Origin of the sequence: Ramlibacter sp. AN1015, from assembly GCF_037726105.1 — a bacterium.
In the GTDB taxonomy this organism is placed as follows: Bacteria; Pseudomonadota; Gammaproteobacteria; order Burkholderiales; family Burkholderiaceae_C; genus Ramlibacter.
The window spans coordinates 206,867-229,576 of sequence record NZ_JBBJUM010000005.1 but is presented as its reverse complement, the minus strand read 5'-3'; the positions used below and the strand labels follow the sequence as shown (position 1 = coordinate 229,576).

13 protein-coding genes are annotated in these 22,710 nt (G+C 70.8%); 3 read left to right on the top strand and 10 right to left on the bottom strand.

What is annotated here, in order from left to right:
• Nucleotides 1–140 precede the first annotated feature (140 nt).
• The 5 genes from WG922_RS10330 to WG922_RS10310 all read right to left on the bottom strand — a co-directional run bounded on the left by WG922_RS10330 (nucleotide 141) and on the right by WG922_RS10310 (nucleotide 10,020).
• On the bottom strand, nucleotides 141–3,080 hold the full coding sequence (locus WG922_RS10330) for a DUF1631 family protein (RefSeq protein WP_340282488.1): 2,940 nt from the start codon (nucleotides 3,078–3,080) through the stop codon (nucleotides 141–143).
• A 10-nt stretch (nucleotides 3,081–3,090) separates the two neighbouring features.
• Nucleotides 3,091–4,044: a protein translocase subunit SecF gene (secF, locus tag WG922_RS10325; RefSeq protein WP_340282487.1), complete on the bottom strand. Its 954-nt coding sequence runs from the start codon at nucleotides 4,042–4,044 to the stop codon at nucleotides 3,091–3,093.
• A gap of 12 nt (nucleotides 4,045–4,056) precedes the next feature.
• Nucleotides 4,057–5,943, bottom strand: coding sequence for a protein translocase subunit SecD (gene secD, locus WG922_RS10320; RefSeq protein WP_340282486.1), 1,887 nt, complete (start codon nucleotides 5,941–5,943; stop codon nucleotides 4,057–4,059).
• Between the two features lie 7 nt (nucleotides 5,944–5,950).
• A complete protein-coding gene (gene yajC / locus WG922_RS10315; RefSeq protein ID WP_340282485.1) occupies nucleotides 5,951–6,283 on the bottom strand; it encodes a preprotein translocase subunit YajC in 333 nt (110 codons plus the stop codon).
• Nucleotides 6,284–6,456: 173 nt separating this feature from the next.
• A complete protein-coding gene (locus WG922_RS10310; RefSeq protein ID WP_340282484.1) occupies nucleotides 6,457–10,020 on the bottom strand; it encodes an indolepyruvate ferredoxin oxidoreductase family protein in 3,564 nt (1,187 codons plus the stop codon).
• 120 nt (nucleotides 10,021–10,140) lie between these two features.
• Here WG922_RS10310 and WG922_RS10305 point away from each other — a divergent pair, with 120 nt between their 5' ends.
• A complete protein-coding gene (locus WG922_RS10305) occupies nucleotides 10,141–10,635 on the top strand; it encodes an Lrp/AsnC family transcriptional regulator (protein WP_340282483.1) in 495 nt (164 codons plus the stop codon).
• A gap of 106 nt (nucleotides 10,636–10,741) precedes the next feature.
• On the opposite strand, the gene mltA is transcribed toward WG922_RS10305, so the two are convergent.
• Complete coding sequence (gene mltA, locus WG922_RS10300) at nucleotides 10,742–11,986, bottom strand: murein transglycosylase A (RefSeq protein ID WP_340282482.1); 1,245 nt, start codon at nucleotides 11,984–11,986, stop codon at nucleotides 10,742–10,744.
• On the opposite strand from mltA, the gene WG922_RS10295 reads away from it, so the two are divergent.
• Entirely contained in the window at nucleotides 11,919–12,098 is a 180-nt protein-coding gene (locus WG922_RS10295) for a hypothetical protein (RefSeq protein ID WP_340282481.1), read from the top strand. The two genes, mltA and WG922_RS10295, sit on opposite strands and share 68 nt — an antisense overlap.
• Nucleotides 12,099–12,116: 18 nt before the next feature.
• Here the strand turns inward: WG922_RS10295 and WG922_RS10290 are convergent, their stop codons facing one another.
• The 4 genes from WG922_RS10290 to WG922_RS10275 form a co-directional block, all read right to left on the bottom strand.
• Entirely contained in the window at nucleotides 12,117–12,743 is a 627-nt protein-coding gene (locus WG922_RS10290) for a response regulator transcription factor (RefSeq protein ID WP_340282480.1), read from the bottom strand.
• 5 nt (nucleotides 12,744–12,748) lie between these two features.
• On the bottom strand, nucleotides 12,749–14,818 hold the full coding sequence (locus WG922_RS10285) for a two-component system sensor histidine kinase NtrB (RefSeq protein ID WP_340282479.1): 2,070 nt from the start codon (nucleotides 14,816–14,818) through the stop codon (nucleotides 12,749–12,751).
• Nucleotides 14,819–14,882: 64 nt separating this feature from the next.
• Nucleotides 14,883–15,713, bottom strand: a complete 831-nt coding sequence (locus WG922_RS10280; protein WP_340282478.1) for a carbon-nitrogen hydrolase family protein — start codon at nucleotides 15,711–15,713, stop codon at nucleotides 14,883–14,885.
• 36 nt (nucleotides 15,714–15,749) lie between these two features.
• Entirely contained in the window at nucleotides 15,750–19,796 is a 4,047-nt protein-coding gene (locus tag WG922_RS10275; RefSeq protein ID WP_340282477.1) for a YhdP family protein, read from the bottom strand.
• A 24-nt stretch (nucleotides 19,797–19,820) separates the two neighbouring features.
• Between WG922_RS10275 and glnE the strand changes: the two genes are divergently transcribed.
• The gene (gene glnE / locus WG922_RS10270; protein WP_340282476.1) at nucleotides 19,821–22,634 is read left to right on the top strand and encodes a bifunctional [glutamate--ammonia ligase]-adenylyl-L-tyrosine phosphorylase/[glutamate--ammonia-ligase] adenylyltransferase; all 2,814 of its coding nucleotides are present in this window, start codon (nucleotides 19,821–19,823) and stop codon (nucleotides 22,632–22,634) included.
• The last annotated feature ends 76 nt before the right edge of the window (nucleotides 22,635–22,710 follow it).

Genomic DNA, 22,710 nt, shown 5'->3' with positions numbered 1-22,710 from the left:
CCGCACGTGCCGCTTGCGGCTCGCTGCTCGCCGGGTAAAGCGGGCGCAACACGGCTCGCGCAGGCGGCGAGACGCAGGCCACCAGCCCGCGCCATGGCGCCGTGGGGTCCGGCTCAGCGACGGTGCCGTACCGTCGAGGTTCAGGCGAGCAGGCGCTCCGGATTGGCATCGATCTTCGCGAGCGCGTCGCGCGTTGCACGCACCGTGAGTGCCTCTTCTTCGGCGGGAAGCACCAGCCCGGCCTGGAGGTAGGCGGCCAATCGCCCCGCCTGCACGAGGAAGCTGCGGCCGCTGATCGATGCGAACAGGTGCAACTGCCCGCGCTCGCTGCGCCAGGCGTACTGCACCTGGTGCACATGGCCGTTGTGGTCGAGGCTGAACCAGGTCCCCGGTTGCAGCTCGCGGGCCCAGGCCACCATGGCCGCGTTCGGCTGGGTGCCGCCGTCGGTGATCACCTCGATGCCCGAGGCATCCATGCCGAGTACGAGCTCGATGCTCTCGGCCACCAGCGGCAGATCGACCTCGGCGTCGTCGCCCACGAAGTCCTCCAGGTTGGCCAGCCGCTGCGCGATGGCCTCGATCCGCGCGGCCGGGATGGCGGCCGTCTTGGACTGGAAGGCATCGGCGAGCGTGTCTCCGATGATCTTGATCTGCTGCTCCTGTGCCGCCGCTTCCATGTTCAGCAGGGACATGCCCTGCCGCAACCGCTGCAGCAGCCCCGGCAGGCCCTGGATGACCTGGGCCCGCTCGGCGCGATTGGGTTTGGCGCTGGCGGCCCAGACCAGTTCGGAGGCGGATCGCTTCAGCGCGAGGGTCTCCGCATGCTGCGCACCGTTCTTCATCGCGGCCATGGCCATCACCTCGGCCCAGATCTTGAAGAGGAAGGCACGGATCTCCTCGCGCACGGGCATGTCTTCGAGCATCTTGCGCAGCTCGATGGTGTAGCGCACCGCCATGGTCTCCTTCTGCTCGACCTGCTGCGCCACGGTGACCACCCGCTGCGTCTGCTCGCGCTCCGTCAAATAGCGCGCAAGGAATTTCTGGAACTCTTCGAAGGCGAGCAGGAACACCTTGCGGCCCGTGTCGGGGTATTGCTCGATCAGCTGCACGACACGCCGGATCTCGCCCTCCAGGGCGCTGCCATCGATGCTGCCGGCATCGAAGCCGAGCACGCAGGAGCCCATGCGGTCGATCAGCTGCCGGGCCGGATGCTGGAGGCTGCCGAAGAATTCGGGCTCGGACAGGGCCACGCGCAGCACCGGCATCTGCAGCCGCGCGAACCACACGCGCACCGCAGGGGGAATGCGTTCTTCGGCGAGGATGCTCTGGAACATCAGGGCTACGACCTCGATGACCGCCTTTTCTCCCGAGCTGGCGGCCTGCTGCTTGAGCGCTCCGGTGCGCTCGCGCAGCTCGCGCGCGACCTGCTGCACGACGACGTTGTCGTAGGCCGCAGTGACCGAGTCGTTTCCTCCACCACCATGCTGCTGCACGCAGGTGCGGATGTGGCTCCCCTGCACCGTGAGCGCCTGCGAGAGGGCCGGCGTGGGCGCCATCGTCTGCTCGGCATCGAAGCCCGCGATGCGCTCGGTGAGCATGCGCTTGAGCTGGCCGATCACGCCTTGGGCATGCTGTCGGGCCCGCGCCAGCGGGGAGGCCGCCGACTGCGTGCGTGCGTCGTCTCGCGCGGCCGCCCAGGCGCCGAGGCTGCCGGCAGCCGCCGTGGCGCCCGCGCGCCCCGCTTGTACACCGGCCGCACCGCCGCCCGCCGATGCATCGAGGAGGGTGGGGAACTCGGTCGGTGCATGCGGGTCCGCCGATGCGCCCGCGTGCAGTGGCTGCGCACCCGCGACCAGAGGCAGTTGCAGGCCGGGCGCGAGGAAGGCTGCGGGCGCACCGCCCTCGTGCCCTGGCATCGGCGATGCGGAGGTCGGGAACTGCGCCGCAGGATTCGGAGTCACCGGGACGCGTGGCACTCCCATGCCGCCGGGAACGTGAGGAACACCCGCAACGCTCTCGCCACGTGCGCCCGCACTGCCGCCTTGAACCGCGCCCGCGGGAAGTTGGCCGCCAGAGCCGGGCGCGTACGGGGCCGGCCCATCGGCATAGGTAGGGGCAACCGTTTCGAAGCCCCCGACCAGGCCGCCCGCAGCGGGCACATGCGCTGCCGCACCAACGGTTCCGTAGCCGAAACCGCCGGCCGGAAGGGCGCCTCGACCAGACGATGCGAACGGCGCAGCATGCGCGGCGCCACTGGGATCCAAAGGGGCCGCGCCGCGCGCATCGTGCGCGAGGCCGCCGGTGCCCGAACGCGGTCCGCCCGTCCCCAGCCCGCCCATTCCCGATCCGCTCGGAGTGCCGCCCGCGGTGGACGGCGCGTTGGGGTCGGTCAAGGAAAAATCGACGCCCTCACCGCGGCGAGCCGTTGCAGGTGCGCCGCGCTTGACGCGCCGGGCCACCTCGATATCGGGCACCACGCCCGCATGGATCAGGTCGAAGTTGGCCCGGCGATAGCCCTCCAGGGCCGCCGGCACCACGTACTGCTGGATCACGTCGCTGACCAGCATCCAGCTGTGGCGCGGCAGATCGCTGTCCATCCACTGATCGATCAGCAGCAGCGACAGCGTCTCCGGCCGAAGCACGTCGTCGGGCACGAAATCGTCGCCGCCCTCGAGCTCCTGGATGCGGATCTTGAGGTCGTTGAGCTCCCAGGTGGCCTTGTCGTGGATGGCCATGGCCAGGCGCGAGGCGATGATCTTCTTCTCGACGACGTCGTCACCGATCAGCTCCAGATTCAGGCTGCCCGGGCGCTTCGGTGCCGCCTCGGCGGCGGGCTGCGCCGCCCGCTCCAGGGCACGGCGGGTCTTGTCCAGCCAGCGGGGGCGCTGGCGCTCGAACTGCAGCATGGCGTCGCGGCGGATGTGCGCTTCGCGCGTGCTGGGGCTGCGATCGACCAGCTCCAGCATGCGCGAGGCGATCGATGCCGCCAGCCGCTCGAGCTGCTGCTCGAGTCCGGCGACGAACTGCTCGCGCGCGACGCGGGCGAGCGAAGCGGGCGAGGAGGACGGGCCGGTGGACATCACGGCTGCCTCAGACCGTGGCGCCCGCGTTCGGGTCGTTGGGATCGCCGTCCTTGCGCACCGGCGCCTTCACCAGGTCCTCGCGCTTGACGCCCAGCCACATGGCGATGGCCGCCGCCACGAAGACCGAGGAATAGATGCCGAACAGGATGCCGATGGTCAGTGCGAGGGCGAAGTAATAGAGGGTGGCGCCACCGAACAGCAGCATGGAAAGCACCATGAGCTGGGTGGATCCGTGCGTGATGATGGTTCGGCTGATCGTCGAGGTGATCGCGTGGTCGATGACTTCCTCGGTGGTCATCTTGCGGTACCTGCGGAAGGCCTCGCGGATGCGATCGAAGATCACCACCGACTCGTTCACGGAGTAGCCCAGGACCGCCAGCACCGCGGCCAGCACCGCCAGCGAGAACTCCCACTGGAAGAACGCGAAGAAGCCCAGGATGATGATCACGTCGTGCAGGTTGGCCAGGATCGCGGCGACCGCGAACTTCCACTCGAAGCGGATCGCCAGGTAGATCATGATCCCGACCACGACCATGGCGAGAGCGAGCAGGCCGTCGATGGCCAGCTCCTCGCCCACCGAAGGGCCCACGAACTCGGTGCGCTGCAGCTGGACGTCCGGGTGGGTCGCGCGCAGTGCCTGCAGCACCTGCTCGCTTTGTTGCGCCGAACTCACACCCCGCTGCGCGGGCAAGCGAATCATCACGTCGCGCGCGGTGCCGAAGCTCTGGACCTGCACATCGGAAAAGCCGAGGGCGGCGACGCGCTGGCGGATCGGCTCGATCTCGGCTGCCTGGCTATAGGAGACCTGCATCACGGTGCCGCCGGTGAATTCCACCGACAGGTGCAGGCCGCGCGTGACCAGGAAGAACACCGCCGCGGCGAAGGTCAGGAACGAGATGATGTTGAAGATCAGCGCATGCCGCATGAACGGGATGTCGCGACGGATCCTGAAGAACTCCACTTGATTGCTTCCTTATCGCCCGGTCGAACGGGTTATAGCGCCGTCGGGTTCCGGACGCCAGACCGTGCCGATCGCCACGGACTTGAGTTTCTTCTTGCGGCCATACCAGAGGTTGACGAGTCCGCGCGAGAAGAACACCGCCGAGAACATCGAAGTGAGGATGCCGATGGTGTGCACCACCGCGAACCCCCGCACCGGACCGGAACCGAAGGCCAGCAAGGCGACGCCGGCGATCAGGGTCGTGACGTTGGAGTCGAGGATGGTCGCCCAGGCCCGGTCGTAGCCGGCGTTGATCGCCGCCTGCGGCGCGACGCCGTTGCGCAGCTCCTCGCGTATGCGCTCGTTGATCAGGACGTTGGAGTCGATCGCCATGCCCAGCGCCAGCGCCATGGCCGCCATGCCGGGCAGGGTGAGGGTAGCCTGCAGCATCGAGAGCACCGCCACCAGCAGCAGCACGTTGACCGCCAGCGCCAGCCCCGAAAAGAGGCCGAACAGCGCGTAGTAGGCGACCATGAAGACCACCACCGCGAGGAAGCCCCAGGCGACGCTGTTGAAACCCTTGGCGATGTTCTCGGCGCCGAGGGTCGGCCCGATGGTGAGCTCCTCGATGATCTCCATCGGCGCTGCCAGCGAACCGGCGCGCAGCAGCAGCGCGAGGTCGCTCGCCTCATCGACCGTCATGGCGCCGGAAATCTGGAACCGGTTGCCCAGCTCGCCCTGGATCACGGGCGCCGTCAGCACCTCGCCGCGCCCGCGCTCGAACAGCAGGATCGCCATGCGCCGCTTGAGGTTTTCGCGGCTCACGTCGCGCATGATCCGACCGCCCTTCGCATCGACCGTGAGATCGACCTTGGGCTGCTGCGTCTGCGAATCGAAGCCCGGCTGGGCGTCGGTGAGGCTCTCGCCGGTCAGGATCACCTGCCGCTTCACGATGACCGGCCGGCCCTCGCGGTCCAGAAAGCGCTCGGAGCCGAAGGGTACCGGCCCGCTGCCCAGTTCGGCTGCGCGGGCCTCGGCGCTTTCATCGACCAGGCGCATTTCCAGCGTGGCCGTGCGGCCCAGGATGTCCTTGGCCTTGGCAGTGTCCTGCACGCCGGGCAGTTGCACGACGATCCGGTCCAGCCCCTGCTGCTGGATCACCGGTTCGGCGACGCCGAGTTCGTTGATCCGGTTGTGCAGCGTGGTGATGTTCTGCTTGAGCGCCTGCTCCTGCACCCGGCGGGCCGCCTCCGCCGTGAGGCTGGCGACCAGCCGCGCGTCGGCGCCGTCGCCGCGCTGCACGAGCTGGAAATCGGCAAACTGGTCGGACACCAGGTTACGCACCCGCTCCGCGGCCTGCGGATCGCGCACCAGCACCTCCACGGACTGGCCTGCGCGGTTGATGCCGCCGTGCCGGATGTTGGCTTCGCGCAAGCGGCTGCGCAGGTCGCCCGCGAAGGCCTCGGCCTTCTGCGACAGCGCCGCCTGCATGTCCACCTGCAGCATGAAGTGCACGCCGCCGCGCAGGTCGAGCCCCAGGTACATGGGCCGCGCGTTGAGTGCCGTGAGCCACTGCGGCGAGGCGGAGACGAGGTTCAGGGCGACGATGTAGCCGGGGTCGGCCGGATCGGGCACCAGCGCGCGCTGGAGCAGGTCGCGCACCTTCAGCTGCTCCTCGGGCGTGGCGACCCGCACACGCAGCGAGCTGCCCTCCAGGGCAATCGATTCGGGCTCCACCTTGGCCTGCGCCAGGGCCTGCTCGACCCGCGCCAGGGTGGCGGTATCCACCCGGGTGGTGGGTTTGCCTGCCGACACCTGTACGGCGGGCGCCTCACCGAAGAAATTGGGCAACGCATAGATGATGCCCACCAGAAGCGCGACCACCAGGATCGCGTACTTCCACACCGGGTAGCGGTTCATGACTTCCTTACTTGATCGTGCCCTTCGGCAGCACCTGCACCACGGCACTGCGCTGCACCTGGATCTCGACACCATTGGCGATCTCGACGCCGATGTAGGTGTCGCCGAGGCGAGAGATGCGGCCCAGGATGCCGCCGGCGGTGGCGACCTCGTCGCCCCGGGCCAGGGCTTCGATCATGGCCTTGTGCTCCTTCTGCCGCTTCATCTGGGGACGGATCATGATGAAGTAAAGCACCACGAACATCAGGACCAGCGGCAGCATGCTCATGAGCGAGGACTGCACGTCGCCTCCGGCGGCGGCGGCCGGAGCGGTCTGGGCGATGGCGGAGGAAATGAACACGACGTAGGCTCCTGGAGAATGGTTGCGGCTCGTCTCTCGCCACCGCCCGGGCAGGCGCGCACGCACCGGGGCGGCGGCGAAAGTGGGGGATTGTATGTCCGGGCCATGACGGGCCCGACGCGGGGGGTTGGCGTGGCGGAGGCTGGGGGGCGGCGCCTTCGCCGCCCCGGCGCTCAGGCAGCCAGACGGGTGGCGTCTTCGTGCCCGCGCCACTGCGCCATCAGCGCCTGCCAGCGCGAGCGCGCCGGCGCCAGGTGGCGTTCCTTGACGTGGCCGAAGCCGCGAATCTGCTCGGGAATGCGGGCGATTTCCACGGCCAGGGCGTGGTTGCCGGCATGGAGTCCGGCCAGCACCTCCTCGATGGAGCGGCGGTATTCCTGGATCAGCGCGCGCTCGGTGCGGCGCTCCTCGGTGCGCCCGAACGGGTCGAGCGCCGTGCCGCGCAGGCGCTTCAGGCGCGCCAGCATCCGGAAGCCGAGCAGCATGGCCGGACCGTAGCGCCGCTTTTGCAGATGGCCCTTGTCGTCGCGCCGCGCGAGCAGCGGCGGGGCCAGGTGGAAGTGGACCTTGTAGTCGCCCTCGAACTGGGCCGCGATGCGTTCCTGGAAGCCGGTCTGGGTGTGCAGGCGCGCGACTTCGTACTCGTCCTTGTAGGCCATCAGCTTGAACAGGTAACGGGCGACCGCCTCGGTAAGCGCGGTCTTGCCGAGCGGCTGCTCGGCGGCGCGCACCTGCTCGACGAAGCTGCGATAGCTGCCCGCGTAGGCGGCGTCCTGGTAGGCGGTGAGGAAGTCCACCCGCCGCGCCACCATCGCCTCCAGCGACTCGGGCCGGTGCAACTGCACGACCTGCGCCGGACGCGCCAGGCGCTCCACGGCAGGCCAGTCATGCGCGGCGTGGCGGCCCCACGCGAACGCCGTCTTGTTGGCCTCGACCGCGACTCCGTTCAGCTCGATGGCGCGCATCATCGCCTCCAGCCCCACCGGAACCCAGCCGCGCTGCCAGGCGAAGCCCAGCATCATCGGATTGACGAAGATGCTGTCGCCCATGAGGCGGCTGGCGACTTCGTCGGCGTTGAAGCCGCCGAGGCGCTCGGGCCCGACCGCCCGCAGGATCTCGCTGGCGCAGGCTTCGCTCGGATTGCTCCATTCGGTGTTGCGCACGAAGGCGGCCGTCGGCGTGCTGTGGGCGTTCAGGGCCACGTGCGTGCGGCCCTCCCGCATGCGCAGCACGGTTTCCTTGCCGGCGGTGACGATGGGATCGCAGCCGATGATCAGGTCGGCGCCGGCCATGCCGACACGGGTGGTGCGGATGTCGTCCAGGCGCTGGCCGATCAGGACATGGCTCCAGGTGGCGCCGCCTTTTTGCGCCAGCCCTGCCGCGTCCTGGGTGACCACGCCCTTTCCCTCGAGATGGGCCGCCATTCCGAGCAGCTGGCCGATGGTGATCACGCCGGTGCCGCCCACGCCTGCCACTACGATGCCCCAGGGCTGGTCGAGCCGTGGCAGTTGCGGCAGCGGCAGCTCGCCCAGCGATTCGGGCGCGGGCGATTGGCTGCGCGCCTTCTTCTTCAGCTGGCCGCCTTCGACCGTGACGAAGCTCGGGCAGAAGCCCTTGAGGCAGCTGGTGTCCTTGTTGCAGGTGCTCTGGTTGATGGTGCGCTTGCGGCCGTACGGCGTCTCCAGCGGCTCCACGGAGAGGCAGTTGGACTGCACGCCGCAGTCGCCACAGCCTTCGCACACCAGGTCGTTGATGACGACGCGCACGGCCGGATCGACCATGGTGCCGCGCTTGCGGCGGCGGCGCTTTTCCGTGGCGCAGGTCTGGTCGTACACGATGGCCGTGGTGCCGCGCTGCTCGCGCATCTCGCGCTGGATGCGGTCGAGCTCGTCGCGGTGCACCACCGGCACTGCGGCGGGCAGGCTCGCCGAGCCGTATTTCTCGGGCTGGTCGGTGACGATGACCAGCTTCGCGACGCCCTCGGCCAGCAGGCTCTGCACGATCTGCAGCACCGAATGGCCCTCTGGGCGCTCGCCCACCTGCTGGCCGCCCGTCATGGCCACGGCGTCGTTGTAGAGGATCTTGTAGGTGATGTTCACGCCCGCGGCGATCGCTTGCCGGATCGCCAGCAGGCCGCTGTGGAAGTAGGTGCCGTCGCCCAGGTTGGCGAACACGTGCTTCTCGTGCGTGAACGGCTGCTGGCCCACCCAGGGCACGCCCTCGCCGCCCATCTGGCTGAAGCCGGTGGTGCTGCGGTCCATCCAGGTGGCCATGAAGTGGCAGCCGATGCCGGCCATGGCACGCGAGCCCTCGGGGACGACGGTGGAGGTGTTGTGCGGACAACCCGAGCAGAACCACGGGGCCCGGTCGGCCGTGGCGGCCAAGGTCGCCATCGAGCGCTCCTTGGCCTCCAGCACCGCGAGCTGCGCATCCAGGCGCGCCGCGGTGTCGCTGTCGATGCCGAGCCGCTTGAGCCGCCGCGCGATGGCGCGGGCGATGAGGGCCGGAGACAGGTCGGCGTTGGCGCGCAGCAGGGTACGCCCGCTCGGATTGGGCATCGACCATTCACCGCCGGAGTAGTCGCCCTCGACCTCGTCGAACTTGCCCAGGATGTGCGGGCGCACGTCGGCGCGCCAGTTGTACAGCTCCTCCTTGAGCTGGTATTCGATGACCTGCCGCTTTTCCTCCACCACCAGGATCTCGCGCAGCCCGGTGGCGAACTGGCGCGTGATCTGCGCCTCCAGGGGCCAGACCACCGCCACCTTGTGCAGCCGGATGCCGAGGCGGCGGCAGCTGGCGTCGTCCAGCCCCAGGTCGGCCAACGCCTGGCGGGTGTCGTTATAGGCCTTGCCGCTCGCGATGATGCCGAAGCGATCGTTCGGACCTTCGATAACGTTGTGGTTCAGGCGGTTCGCGCGGATATAGGCGAGTGCGGCGTACCACTTGGTGTCGAAGAGGCGCGCCTCCTGCTCGAGCGCGTGGTCGGGCCAGCGGATATGGACGCCGCCGGGCGGCATCTCGAAGTCCGTGGGCAGCTGGATCTGCACGCGGCCCGGATCGATCAGGGCCGTCGCACTGGACTCGACGATCTCCTGGATGGTCTTCATGCCGGTCCACACGCCGGCATAGCGGCTCATGGCGAAGGCGTGCAGGCCCAGGTCGAGGATCTCCTGCACGTTGGTGGGGAAGAACACCGGCAGGCCGCAGGCCTTGAAGATGTGGTCGCTCTGGTGGGCGGCGGTGGAGCTCTTGGCGACGTGGTCGTCCCCGGCCACCGCAATGACGCCGCCCCAGGGGGTGGTGCCGGCCATGTTGGCGTGCTTGAACACGTCGGCGCAGCGATCGACGCCGGGGCCTTTGCCGTACCAGATGCCGAACACGCCGTCGTAGCGGTTGGCGCCGGCGGGCGCGAACCCGAGCTGCTGGGTGCCCCAGAGTGCCGTGGCGGCGAGTTCTTCGTTGACGCCGGGCTGGAACACGACCTGGTTGGCTTCCAGGTACTTGCGCGCTTTCCACAGGGCCTGGTCGTAGCCGCCGAGGGGCGAGCCGCGGTAGCCGCTGATGAAGCCCGCGGTGTTGCGGCCTGCCAGGGCATCGCGCGCACGCTGCAGCATGGGCAGCTTGACCAGCGCCTGCACGCCGCTCATGAAGGCCTGGCCCTGTTCCAGGGCGTATTTGTCGTCCAGCGAGACCGTTTCCAGGGCCTTGCGGATGTGTTCCGGCAGCGGTGCGTTCATGCGGGGCTCGTCTCCAATGGTGGTTCCGCCGCAGTGTAGAACCGGCAACGAGATATTTCTTTGCTTTCTTTGCGTCCTACACCCTACGATACGAAAGCTTCTTGCTGAACTTCGCCAAAAATGGAAACACTCGATAAGTTCGACCTGCTCATCCTCGGTGAGCTGCAGGCCGATGGCCGCCTGAGCAACACGGAGCTGGCCCAGCGGGTGGGGCTGTCGGCGGCGCCCTGCTGGCGGCGCGTGCGCGCACTCGAGGAGGCCGGCTTCATCAAGGGCTACCACGCCGAAATCGACCGGCACAGGATCGGACTGGGCGTGCTGGCCTTCGTGCGCCTGGATGCCGAGCGCAACACGGGGGAGGGCACGCGCCGCATGGAGGACGCCATCCGCGGCATCCCCGAGATCGTCTCGTGCCACTACATCAGCGGCGCCGGAACCTTCGAGCTGCAGGTGGTCTCGCGCGACCTCGCGACCTTTTCACAGTTCGCCCGCGAGGTGCTGATCAACCTGCCCAACGTGAAAGACCTCCACACCAGCTTCTCGCTGGGTGAGGTGAAGGCCAGCAGCGCCTGGCCGCTGGGGCATCTCGGGCTGGCTGCGAAGGCTGCTCAGTAGCTGCTCGAGACTGCGTCGCGCCGTCCGCCGCGATCAGCAGGCGGGGCACACCAGCGACGCAGCAGGCGGCGACGTGGCAAGCGGGCGGCGCGGGGCAGCAGGCGGCTCAGCGCGCAGCGGCCTGCGGCAACGAGGCGCGCGGCCACAGCACCCACAGGCGCAATGGCTGCTTCAGGCGGCCGGCGAGTTCGCCGGCCTCGTCGCCCCAGCCGACGAACCAGTCGGCTCGTACGGCTCCGACGATCGCGCTGCCGGTGTCCTGCGCCAGGACGAGCCGGGCCAGCCGCGCCTGCGGGCCGGGAGTGGCCAGCCAGACCGGCGTTCCGTAGGGGATGCTCGCCTTGTCCACGGCGATCGAGCGTCCGGGCGTCAGGGGCACCCCCTGCGCGCCCCGAGGGCCGAGTGCGGCGTCGAGCGGCGCCAGCGGTTCGACCCGGAAGAACACGGTGCGCGGGTTGCTCCAGAGCATCTCCTGCACCCGCTGCGGATTGGCGCGTACCCAGGCCTTGATGCCGGGCCAGGAGGCGTCGCGCACCGCGCCCTGCTGCAGCAGCCAGCCGCCCACGCTGCGATAGGGGTGGTCGTTGGTGGCGGCATACGCCAGCCGCACCAGCGTCTGGCTGCCGTCGGGCTCCGTGATGCGGATGCGTCCGGAACCCTGGATCTGCAGCATCAGTGCATCGACCGGGTCGCTGATCCAGGCGAGCTCGCGCCCGCGAAGCTGCGCGCGGGCTTCGGGCAGGGTGTCGATCTCCTGGCGGCTGAACCACGGTTTGCGCTGGCCCAGCCCTGCCGGCACGCCGTACAGCGGCACGGCATGGGAGGCACTGGGCTGGCGCCGCCCCTCCAGCACCGGCTCGTAGTAGGCCGTGAGCAGGCCTTCGCTGGCGCCCTCGAGCGTCTCGACGCGATAGGGCTGCAGCGCCGACACCAGCCACGCGCGCTGGTCTTGGGGCGACGCGATCGACAGCTGGCGCACCTGCGGACATAGCGCAGCCAGCGGCACGGGCGGCCGCTCGCAACTCTTGAGCCAGGCGTTCCACGCCTCGTGCAGGCTGTCTTCTCCGAAGCCGGGCAGCTCCTGCCAATCCACGGGTACCCAGCGCGACTTGGCGGTGGTGAGCGCCGGCGGCAGGACGGCGTCGGGTGGCACCGGAGCCGGCGCGGCGGCCGGGGGCGGGCTCGCCGGCCCCGGTGCGCCCTCCGGCGGGAGGACCACACTGGCGCAGCCGGCGAGCAACCCTAGAATGGCCCCGGCGGCCCATTGCCCCACACGTCTTCCCATGCTCCTGTTGCTCCTCGAAGCCATGCTCGCACTCGCGGTGCTGGTGTTCATCGTCTGGTGGACCATGTTTTCGGGCCGCCCGAAGGGCGAGCTGCCGCCGCCGGCCGACCCGATAGCGCCGCCGGATCGCTCCGAGCCGCGTGAAAGGCGCGCCGACCCACCCGACCGGCGCGCGTGAGTTGCTGGGGCGCTGCGCTCAGGCATCGCGCAGCAGGTTGGCCAGTTCCACGGCGGACTTGACCTCCATCTTGTCGAACACCCGCGCCCGGTGCACTTCCACCGTGCGCACCGAGATCTCGAGCTCGTCGGCGATCAGTTTGTTCGGCAGCCCCCGCGCGACCAGCCGCATCACGTCCCGCTCGCGCTGGGTGAGCTCCTCCATGCGTTGCTGCAGCTGACGGCGCCCCGCACGCTGCGCCAGCACGGCCGCCGAGGCGGCGATGGCCTGCTCGACACGATCGACCAGCGCGTTGTCCGAGAAAGGCTTTTCGCAGAAGTCGAAGGCACCGCGCTTGACCATGCCGACGGCGGTCGGCACGTCGGCATGTCCGGTCAGGAAGATCACCGGACACACCTGCGCCAGACCGCGCTCGCACAGCAGGTCGAACAGGGCCAGCCCGCTCGTGCCCGGCATGCGCACGTCCAGCAGCAGGCAGCAGGGCTGGCGCACCTCCCAGCCGCGTTCGAGCATGGCGACGAACTGGTCGGCACTGGCAAAGCCCTCGCTGAACAGGCGGCGCGAGCGCAGCAGCCAGGCCAGCGCCTCGCGCACGCTGGCGTCGTCATCGACGATGTAGACAAGGGCATCCTGAACGGGCTGCATGGGGATCAGGCGGAAACCGGGTGCGGGGCAGCAGCGGGAGCGCCCGCGGTCTGCGCCACCGGCAGCGTGAAGCGGAAGATCGTACCCTGCGGCACGTGGGGCTCGAACACGAGCGCGCCGCCGTGCTGCTCGATGACCGTGCGGCACAGGGACAGCCCCAAGCCCATGCCTTCGGCCTTGGTCGTGAAGAAGGGCGTGAACAGCTGCTGGCGCACCTCGGGCGAGATGCCGGGGCCGACGTCGATCACCGAGAACTCGACCCAGGATTTGCCGCCGGGCTCCGCGGGCCGGACGCGCCGCGCCTGCAGCGTGAGCGAAGGCCGCTGCACATGCCCTGCGTCCATCGCCTGCATCGCGTTGCGCGCGAGATTCAGCAGCACCTGTTCGACCATGGTGCGGTCGCACTCCACCTGTCCCAGCCCCGAGGGCAGCCGCGTGACCACCGTCACCCCGAGCTTGCGCGCCTGCAGGTTCACCAGCGGCATGACGGCGTCCACCAGCGCCTGCGGCGCCACCGGTTCGCGCGCCTGCTCGCGCCGCCGCACGAAATCGTGGACGCTGCGGATCACCTTGCCGGCACGCTCGGCCTGCTGTGCGATCCGCTGCAGCGCCAGCTCGATGCCGTCTACCGCCCCGCCCTGCAGCAGGTTGAGCGACCCCGTGGCATAGCTCGCGATCGCGGCCAGCGGCTGGTTCAACTCGTGGCTCAGGAGCGAGGCCATCTCCCCCACCGTCGCCAGGCGCGCCGTGGCCTGCAGCCGCTCCTGGCTGGCGCGCGACAGCTCCTCGACGCGCCGCTGCTCGCTCACGTCCAGGAATGCGCTCATCCAGCCGGTCTGCACGCCCTGCGCATTGATCAGCGGCGCCTCGATGATCAGCACCGAGATGCGCGAGCCGTCCTTGCGCATGAAGACCGATTCGAAGCCTTCGCGCGGTGGCGCGTGCTGGCCGGCGAGGCGGATCTCCTGGCGCTTCTGGTACTCGCCGGCCAGTTCGGGCGGCCAGTAGGGCGCCGGCACGGAGCGGCCCATCAGCTCCTCGGCGCTGAACCCCACCATCTCGCAGAAGGCCGGGTTGACGTACGTGATGCGCCCCTGCAGGTCGCGCGCGCGCAAGCCGGTGACCAGCGAGTCCTCCATCGCCTTGCGGAAAGCCAGCGCCTCGGCCAGGTCCTGCTCCACCTGGACGCGGCGCCGCACGTCCTTGACCAGCAGCGACAGCACCACCACGAGGGTGATCGACATCGCCGTCACCAAGGCGGTGAGCACGTTGGGGAACAGGTCGGGCGCGACGCGCCAGCTGTCCAGGCGCAGCAGGATGGTGTTGCCGGGCAGGTCGAGCAGCTGCTGCGAGGTGAAGGTGCGGCTGCCCCGCTGGGCCAGGCCGGCGAGCGCCAGCCGGGTGCCATCGACCTCGTTGAACGAGGCCTGCTGGCTGCGCGCCAGCTGCGGGCCCACCAGCCGGGCCAGCACCTCCGACAGCGAATAGGTCGCCACTACGTAGCCGGTGATCTCGCCGCCCTGCATCTGCGGCAGGCACAGCTCCATGACCTCCAGGCCGAGGCCGTCCGTCTGCGGGACGAAGTAGCTGGTGGAATAGGCCGGCCCGCCCACCCGCCGACCGTGGGCGCAGGCCAGGAGCACGTCGGGCTGGGCCTGCGAGCGCCCGAAGCGCTCGAACAGCGGCGCGAGATAGGGCGTCTCGGCCACGGCCAGCGTGCGCAGCTGGGCGTCGCGCCACTCGATGCGCAGCCACTCGTGCTGCTCGCGCAGCAGCTGGGAGGCGCCGGCGTGCCATTCCTGCGGATCGCTGCTCGTGGCCTGCAGCGCCTGCAGGCTCTGGGCGTTGCGCGCGAGCCCCGACCGGATGTCGGCCGCGGCCGCGGCAGCGTCACGGTCGAGGTTGAACTGCACCTGCGTCGCCTCGTAGCGTCCGGCCAGCCACACGAGCGTCCCGAGCACCAGAGCCACCAATGCGACCAGCAGCGCCCACAGCGCCCAGCGCGCGCCGAGCGAGCGGCGCAGCGGCGCGCTGGAGGGCAGCACCCGCAGCAACGGCGGCGCCAGCGCGCTCACCGTGGCGGCCTCGCCGCGCGCGTGGCGACATGTCGTACCGGGTCGATGCGCCGGACCGTCGTCGTCATGTCAGCACGCGGTGTTCCAGGGCAGGCAACTGCTGGCGCAGCCGCGCCTGCCGGACCTCGTCCAGCGTGGCGAGCTGCACGCCGGCGCCAGGCGTGTCCTGGCAGGCCTGCACCCCGCCCCACGGGTCCACGATCATCGAGTGGCCCCAGGTGCGCCGGCCGTTCTCGTGCTGCCCGCCCTGGGCCGGCGCCAGCACCCACGCCAGGTTCTCGATGGCACGGGCCCGCAGCAGGACCTCCCAGTGGGCCTCGCCGGTGGTGTGGGTGAAGGCGCTCGGCACCAGCAGCACCTCGGCCCCCGCGGCCCCGAGGCGGCGGTACAACTCGGGAAAGCGCAGGTCGTAGCACACCGACAGACCGATGCGCCAGCGCCGGCCGCTGCGAGCAGCCAGCTCGAACACCACCGGCTCGGCGCCCGGCTCGATGACGCGTGACTCGTCGTACGCTTCGCCGCGCCCGCTGTCGAAGCAAAACAGGTGGATCTTGTCGTAGCGGGCCACGCACTCACCGGCTGGCGAATACACCAGGGTGCTGTTGCGCACGTGCGTCTCGCGCGCGGCGCGCAGCGGCAGCGTGCCGCCGGCCAGCCACACGCCCGCGCTGCGGGCGGTGTCGGCGAGGAAGGCCTGCACCGGCCCGTCCCCGGGCGCTTCACGCACCTGCAGCTTGTCCTCGTCGCGTCGGCCCATGAGGCAGAAGTATTCCGGCAGCACGACGAGCTCGGCGCCCTGGCGCGCGGCCTGCTCGATCAGCGCACGGGCGGTGGCGAGGTTGGCATGCAGGTCGGTGGACGACACCATCTGCACGACGGCGGCTTGGAGCGGCATGGCTGGGTTCCTCGCGTGGCGAAAGTTTCGAAGCCGTCAGTTTGCACCGTGCGCGAGGGCATCGGGGCCCGCGGCCGCGGCGCCCGACTCGGTTCGGCTGCCCTCCGGGCGGCGCGGGACGCGACTCACGCGCGGCTCGGCCCAGGTGCCGTCGATGTGCAGCTCCTGGGTCGCCGCGCGCATGAGCGGCTCGCGCAGGAACATCTGCGCGAGGAAGGTGCCCAGGCCGATGGCCGGGTGGATCACCGTGGCCACCAGCGATGCGGTGCCGGCGTTGATCTCGGGCACGACCACCACCTTGAGGTCCTGCGTCTCGCGTGCAAGGTCGGCCCGGCCCTCCATCAGCACCGCGGCGTTGAGGCCCTTCATCTGCAGGTTGTTGGTGCCGGCGACGCCCTGCTCGATATCGAGGTGGCCCCGCACGAAATCGAAGGCGAAGCCTTCGCTGAAGATGTCGCGGAAGTCCAGCGTGAGGCGCCGCGGCAGCGACTGCAGGCTCAGCACGCTCAGCAGCTTGGCCAGCCCCGGGTCGGCCTTGAGGAACTGCCCCGATTCCACGTTCACCGCGACGTTGCCGCTCATGCTCGGGTAGTCCAGCGCAAGCGGCGAGCCGAGCCACGCTACCTGGCCTTCGAGCTTGCCGCGGCCGCGCCGCACCACGCCGGGCATGCCGAGCCGCTCGAGCAGGCCACCCGAATCGGCGATCTCGAGCCGGAAATTCATCACCGTGCGCCGGCGTTCCGGCGTGCCCGGCCGCAGCGCCGGGCCTGCGCCCACGGCAGCCCAGTTGCCGCTGGCGGTGAACTGCGCCTGCGGCATCGCCAGGCTGAGCTTGTTGAGCCGCCATTCGGGCATGGCGCCGCCGCGGTTGACGGCCTCGATCTCCAGGCGGCCGAGCCGGCGTCCGCGCAGCTCGAAATCCTCCACCACCACGTCCAGTGCCGGAACGCTTGCCGGCTGCTCGTCCAGCAGCGACTCCACTTCGCCGGCGGTCGAGCCGGCCAGCGACAGCCGCGCCAGGCGTGCCACCACGCGGCCGGCCTGGCCGGGCGCAGGCTGCCGGTACTCCACGTAGCCGTTGAGCTCGTCGGCGTCCACGTTGGCGCGCCAAACGGTCGCCACGCGCGAGCCTCCCACCACCACGTTGTGCAGGGTGCGTCCTTGCGCCGTGAGCGCACGCGCGCGCACCGCCAGCGTGGTCGGCAGGTAGTCGCTGGTGGCGGCGGTCGCTGTGGCGGCGCCCGTGGCGCCGGGCGCGGTTGGCGCCACCAGGCGCTCGAAGACCTCCTGCCAGGCATCGACGCTCACGGTGCCGAGCTGGACGTTCGCCATCACGCCGCTCGGCGGCAGCGGCGCCGACTCACCTCCGGCAAGCCCGACACCGATGGCGCCGCGCACCACCCGCGGCACGGCGCGCGACACGTCCCGCACGAAGCGCGCTGCCACGGCCGTGCCGAGCTCCAGCACGAGCTGGTCGGAGGGCCGCGCGGCATCGGGGAGGGCGGCGAGTTCGAAGCGCAGCGGAAGACTCGATTCGGCCGGCTTGCCCAGCGGCTCCGGCAAGTCCAGCGCCATGCCCTGCAGCGTGCTGGTGACGGCCACGTCCACCCCCGACGCACGCAGCCCGAGGGTGGCGCTGTAGCCGGTCGCGCCGCTCGCGGCACGTGCGAGCGGCGCCAGCGCCCCCGGCTCGCTCGCCTGGCGCAGGCCCTCGGCCGTGGCCACGCCCTGGATGCGCAGCACCGTGTGCGGCTCGCTCGACGCGGGGGGTGGCTGGCGCGTTCCGCCCTCGATGCGCAAATCGCCGCCCAGGGCCTGCGCCTGCACTGCCGACAGCGTGAAGCCGCTCTCGGTAAAGGCGACGGTTCCGCGCACGCGCGAGAGCGCCGGGACATCGGGCCGCACCCGCAGCTCATTGCCCGCGAGTGCCACGCTGCCCTGCACCCGCGCCGCCGCCAGGTTGGCCAGTGGCAGCGCCAGCCGCAGGCGCAGGTCCGACGGACCACCGGCCGTCATCGTGGACAGGGGCTGCCCGAGGGCATGGGCCACCGGCAAGGCGTTGAAGACGGCCAGCGCCTCCGGCAGCGCACCGCGCACCTGCCCGTTGACGAGGACCGTCGGCGCCTCCAGGTCGGCGATGGAGGCGTCGGCCTGCACCTGCAGCGCCGTGCCGGCGAACCGCCCCTGGGCATTGCGCACCTGCATGCCCGCACCCTCGAACACCAGCTCGCCCGACAACTGCGTCAGCTGCGGCCAGGTGCCGGCGGCCGGCGCCGCCAAAGCCTTGGGTGCGAAGTCGTAGCTGGCATCGCGCACGCGTGCGGAAACGCGGAACTCGCCGCTGCGCCGGTCGGCGAACGGAAAATCGCGCAGGTCGCCGCGCACGCGGATGCGGCCCTCGCTCGCCTTGCCGGACAGCACCGACTGGCGCACGTAGTCCTGCACGTCCTGTCCCACTGCCATGGGCAGGTAGCGCCACACCCGGGTGCCCTCGGCACGCGGCAGGTTCAGGCGCAGGTCCAGCACGCCGGGGAAGCGCCCGCGCGCTCCCTCACCGGTGCGCCAGCTGGCCTGGCCCTCGGCGTGCAGGTCGGCATTGCGAAGCTCCAGGCCCCGCGCCTCGAGCATGATCCGGCCGTCCGCGTGCTGCTGCCACTGCAGATCGGCCGCGAGCCGCTCCACCGGCACCGTCGGTTGTGCGATGAGGCCCGGCAGTTCGAGCGCGCCGTTGCGCACCTGCAGCCGGGCCGTGCCGCCGTCTTCGCTCACCGCGAATTCCACGCTTGCACCGCGCACCCCCGGCAGGCCTGCGCCCGCGGCGACCCCGAGGCCGACGACCCGGCCCCGCACCTGGTAGGCGCGGGGTTGCGCCAGCGGTCCGCTCCAGCGGGCCTGCACCGCTTCGACCAGCCCGGCCGGCGCCTGCCGCAGCAGCGAGCGCAGCTGCTCGTGTTCCAGGGGCAGGTGGCCGGCGATGCGCGCCAGCGCGTCCAGGTCCAGGCGGTCGGCCTGCAGGCTGCCCCGGCCGCCCTGCGTCGGGCTCCAGGACAGGGCCACGTTGCCACCGGGCCACGGCCGGCCGTCGGCGGTCTCGAACTGCAGGCTGTGCGTTTCCAGCTCGACCCCTCCATCGGGCAGGTGCCGCCCGGTGAGGCGTCCGGAAAGGCTTTGCAGCGCCAGCGGCGCACGCGTGGCAGCGAGCTGCGCCTGCGCATCGCGCAGCGCGAGATCGGCCACGGCGCCGACGGCCCGCCCCTGCTCGACGTCGATCCAGGCCCGCAGCGCCCCGCGCCCGCCCTGCACCACCGCGCCGCCCACGCCGTAGGGGCGCAGGTGCGCCAGGTCCACCGAGGCGAACTCGGCGTGCAGCTGCCCGCTCCAGTCCTGCCAGCGTCCGGCATGTGTGGACAGCAGCGGCTGGCGGAACACGCCGCGCAAGGTGAAGCGCTCGCCCCACCCGGGCGGCGGCGTGGCGTCCAGGCGCAGCGCGTGGCGCCGCACGCTGTTGCGGCTGACGAACTGCAGGTCGGTCAGCTCCAGCGGCTGCGCGCCGGCCTGCTCGTCGATCCAGCGCAGCGTGCCGCCCCGCACCAGGACTTCCTTTTGCCGGAAGAACCAGTCGGCCGCCGAGGCGTCGTCGCCACCGGAGGAGACGTCCATCCCTGCGACAAACACCCGGCCGTCGGCCGCGCGGCGCACCTCGACCCGCGGGTTCTCGACCACCAGTTGCTCCAGGCCGAACTTCCAGAGCGAGCGCGGCGATACGGCGACCAGCACGCGCGGCAGCGTGAGCGCCGCTCGGTCCTGCGCGTCGTGCACCACCACGTCGCGCAGCTCGAAGGTGGGCACCAGCCCCTCGCTGCGCGCGGCCACCGCGCCGATGCGCACGGGAGCCCCCAGCGCCCGCGTGGCCTGCGCTTCCAGCTGCGGTCGCAGCTCGCCGACACGCGGCACAATCCAGCCATGCAGCGCGCCCCAGCCGAGCGCGAGCACCAGCCAGAAGGCCACCAGAAGCCACCACAACGCGCTGGCAACGGCAGTGAAAACGCGCAGCGCGCGCGAAGGCAGCAGCGAATCGTCCATGGAAACACGAAAGTGGCGGGAATTATGAAGGCCGGTCCCGAAGACGCCCGTGCGGGCTCGGCAGAGGGTGCCGCGGACGAGGGCCTTTGCGCCGGCGCCCGCGTGCTACACGGCCACACGGCAAGCGCGCCTGACGGAGAGGGCGAGCCGCCGCTCTCCGCGCACTCGCGATTCGTGCAGCGGCTGCGCAGGCGCTACGCGGGCGAGCTCGCGCTGCTGCCCGAAGGCATGCCCACACGGCAGGTGCTCGCCGACTGCCTGGAGCGCCTGCTCGGGCGGGGCGATCCCCTGGCGACTGCACTACGCATCCTGCGCCAGCTCACCTTGGAGCGGCTGGTGCGGCTCGACTGCGACGAGCAGGCACCGCTGCAGGACGTCACCCTGGCCATGACAGCGCTGGCCGAGCTGGCGCTGGACCGCGCCTGCACCGAGGCATTCGCGCAGCTGGACGCACAGCACGGCGCGCCGCAGACGAGCACCGGCGCGCGTGCCCGCCTGTGGGTGGTGGGCATGGGCAAGCTCGGCGCCCGAGAGCTCAACGTGTCCAGCGACATCGACCTGGTCTACGTCTACGACGAAGACGGCGAGACGGCCGGCATCGACGGGCGCGGCCGCATCTCCAACCACGAGTACTTCGCCAAGGTCGTCAAGCTCATGTATGCCCTGGTGGGCGAGCCCACCGAGCATGGCTTCGTGTTCCGCGTCGATCTGGCCTTGCGGCCGCACGGCAACTCGGGCCCGCCGGCGGTGTCGCTGGACGCGCTGGAGGAATACTTCCTGGTGCAGGGTCGCGAATGGGAGCGTTTCGCCTGGCTCAAGAGCCGGGTGGTCGCTCCGCGCGCCGCCATCGAAGACGCCAGTGCCCAGGCCCTGCGCGAGACCGTGCTGCCTTTCGTGTTTCGACGCTACCTCGACTACAACGTCTTCGAGTCCCTGCGCGACCTGCACCGGCAGATCCGCGAGCACGCCGCCCGACGCGCCGCCGGCAGGCCCGAGCGGGCCAACGACGTCAAGCTCTCGCGCGGCGGCATCCGCGAGGTCGAGTTCACCGTGCAGCTGCTGCAGGTGGTGCGCGGCGGGCAGTTCCCCGAGCTGCGCACCCGGCCGACACTCGATGCCTTGCAGCGGGTGGCGGGCGCCGGCCTCATGCCGCAGGGCACCGCTGATGCCCTGGCGCGCGCCTACGTGTTCCTGCGCCAGGTCGAGCACCGCATCCAGTACCTGGACGACCAGCAGACGCACGTGCTGCCGATGGCCTGCAGTCCGCAGGACGACGGCGACCTGCAGTGGATCGCGCGCACGCTGGGGCATCCCGACTGCTGCGCCTTCCTGCGCGAGCTCGACGCGCACCGCGAACTGGTCGCCCAGGAGTTCGACACCCTGCTGGGCGGCACCCAGGAATGCAAGGGCTGCAACGGCCGGCGCGCCCCGTCGCCCGACCTCGACACCCTGCTGCCACAGCTGCCGCCGCAGCTGCGCGAACGCCTCGCCGCCTGGCGCCAGCATCCGCGCGTGCTGGCCCTGCGCGAAGACGCGCGCCAGCGGTTGCTGCGCCTGGTCGCACGCACCGCGCAGTGGCTGCAGGAGGGCCGCGTCAGCGAAGAAGCCGCGCTGCGCATGACCGACTGGATCGAGCCGCTGCTGCGCCGCGAGAGCTACCTCGCCCTGCTGCTCGAGCGCCCAGGCGTCCACGAGCGGCTGCTGCGGCTGCTCGGCGCGGCGCGCTGGCCGGCGCGCTACCTGCTCAAGCACCCGGGCGTGATCGATGAACTGGCGGGCAACAGCTTCCTCGAGGAGCGGTTCAACGCCGCCGACTTCGAGCGCGATCTGCTGGAGCGCCAGGCGGCGCTGGCCCGCACCCGCGAAGACGACGACGAAGCCCTGCTCGACCTGCTGCGCCGCGCCCACCATGCCGAGGTCATGCGGACCCTGGCGCGCGACCTGGAGGGCCGGCTGACGGTCGAACAGGTGGCCGACGACCTGAGCGCGCTGGCCGATGCGGTGTTGCGGGTGACCGCCCGCTGGGCCTGGCAGCGCCTGAAAGGGCGCCACCGCGACGAGCCGCAGTTCGCGATCATCGGCTACGGAAAACTCGGCGGCAAAGAGCTCGGCTACGGCAGCGACCTCGACATCGTCTTCGTCTACGAGGACGAGGACGAGGCGGCCCCGGAGGCCTACACCGCCTTCGTGCGCAAGCTGATCAACTGGCTCACCACCAAGACCGGCGAAGGCGATCTGTTCGAGATCGACACGGCGCTGCGGCCCAACGGCAACTCGGGCCTGCTGATCACCACGTTCGAGGCCTACGCCAACTACCAGCAGAACCGCGGCAGCAACACCGCATGGACCTGGGAACACCAGGCCATGACGCGCGCCCGCTTCGTGCTGGGCGCCGCGGCCCTCGCGCCGCGCTTCGAGGCGGTGCGCGAGGCCGTGATCACCGCGCCGCGCGATCGCGGCGCGCTGCGCGCCGAGATCGTGGCGATGCGCGACAAGGTGCGCGCGGCCCATCCCGTGCGCGGCACCCTGTTCGACCTCAAGCACAGCCCCGGCGGCATGGTGGACGCGGAGTTCGCGGTGCAGTACCTGGTGCTGGCGCATGCGGGCGACCATCCCGAGCTGGTTCCCAACCTCGGCAACATCAGCCTGCTGCAGCGCGCGCAGGCCTGCGGACTGCTTGCCGACGGTGTCGGGCGCGCGGCGGCCGACGCCTACCGCGCGCTGCGGCGGGCCCAGCACCTGGCGCGCCTGAACGAGCAGCCGACCCAGGTCCCGGCCGATGCCCTGCGCGAGGAGCGCGAGGCGGTCACGACGCTTTGGCGCGCAGTCTTCGGCTGATCAGCCCGGCACCGGGGCGCGGCGCCGGCGTGATCCGGCGCAAGAGGAACTGCAACAAACCGATATGACAATCAGA

What these genes read in the sequence shown, in the direction of transcription:
- WG922_RS10330 (WP_340282488.1), bottom strand. Translation starts at nt 3,080, where the DNA reads ATGTCCACCGGCCCGTCCTCCTCGCCCGCTTCGCTCGCCCGCGTCGCG.
- secD (WP_340282486.1), bottom strand. Translation starts at nt 5,943, where the DNA reads ATGAACCGCTACCCGGTGTGGAAGTACGCGATCCTGGTGGTCGCGCTT.
- WG922_RS10310 (WP_340282484.1), bottom strand. Translation starts at nt 10,020, where the DNA reads ATGAACGCACCGCTGCCGGAACACATCCGCAAGGCCCTGGAAACGGTC.
- WG922_RS10305 (WP_340282483.1), top strand. Translation starts at nt 10,141, where the DNA reads ATGGAAACACTCGATAAGTTCGACCTGCTCATCCTCGGTGAGCTGCAG.
- WG922_RS10295 (WP_340282481.1), top strand. Translation starts at nt 11,919, where the DNA reads ATGCTCCTGTTGCTCCTCGAAGCCATGCTCGCACTCGCGGTGCTGGTG.
- mltA (WP_340282482.1), bottom strand. Translation starts at nt 11,986, where the DNA reads ATGGTCCACCAGACGATGAACACCAGCACCGCGAGTGCGAGCATGGCT.
- WG922_RS10290 (WP_340282480.1), bottom strand. Translation starts at nt 12,743, where the DNA reads ATGCAGCCCGTTCAGGATGCCCTTGTCTACATCGTCGATGACGACGCC.
- WG922_RS10280 (WP_340282478.1), bottom strand. Translation starts at nt 15,713, where the DNA reads ATGCCGCTCCAAGCCGCCGTCGTGCAGATGGTGTCGTCCACCGACCTG.
- WG922_RS10275 (WP_340282477.1), bottom strand. Translation starts at nt 19,796, where the DNA reads ATGGACGATTCGCTGCTGCCTTCGCGCGCGCTGCGCGTTTTCACTGCC.
- glnE (WP_340282476.1), top strand. Translation starts at nt 19,821, where the DNA reads ATGAAGGCCGGTCCCGAAGACGCCCGTGCGGGCTCGGCAGAGGGTGCC.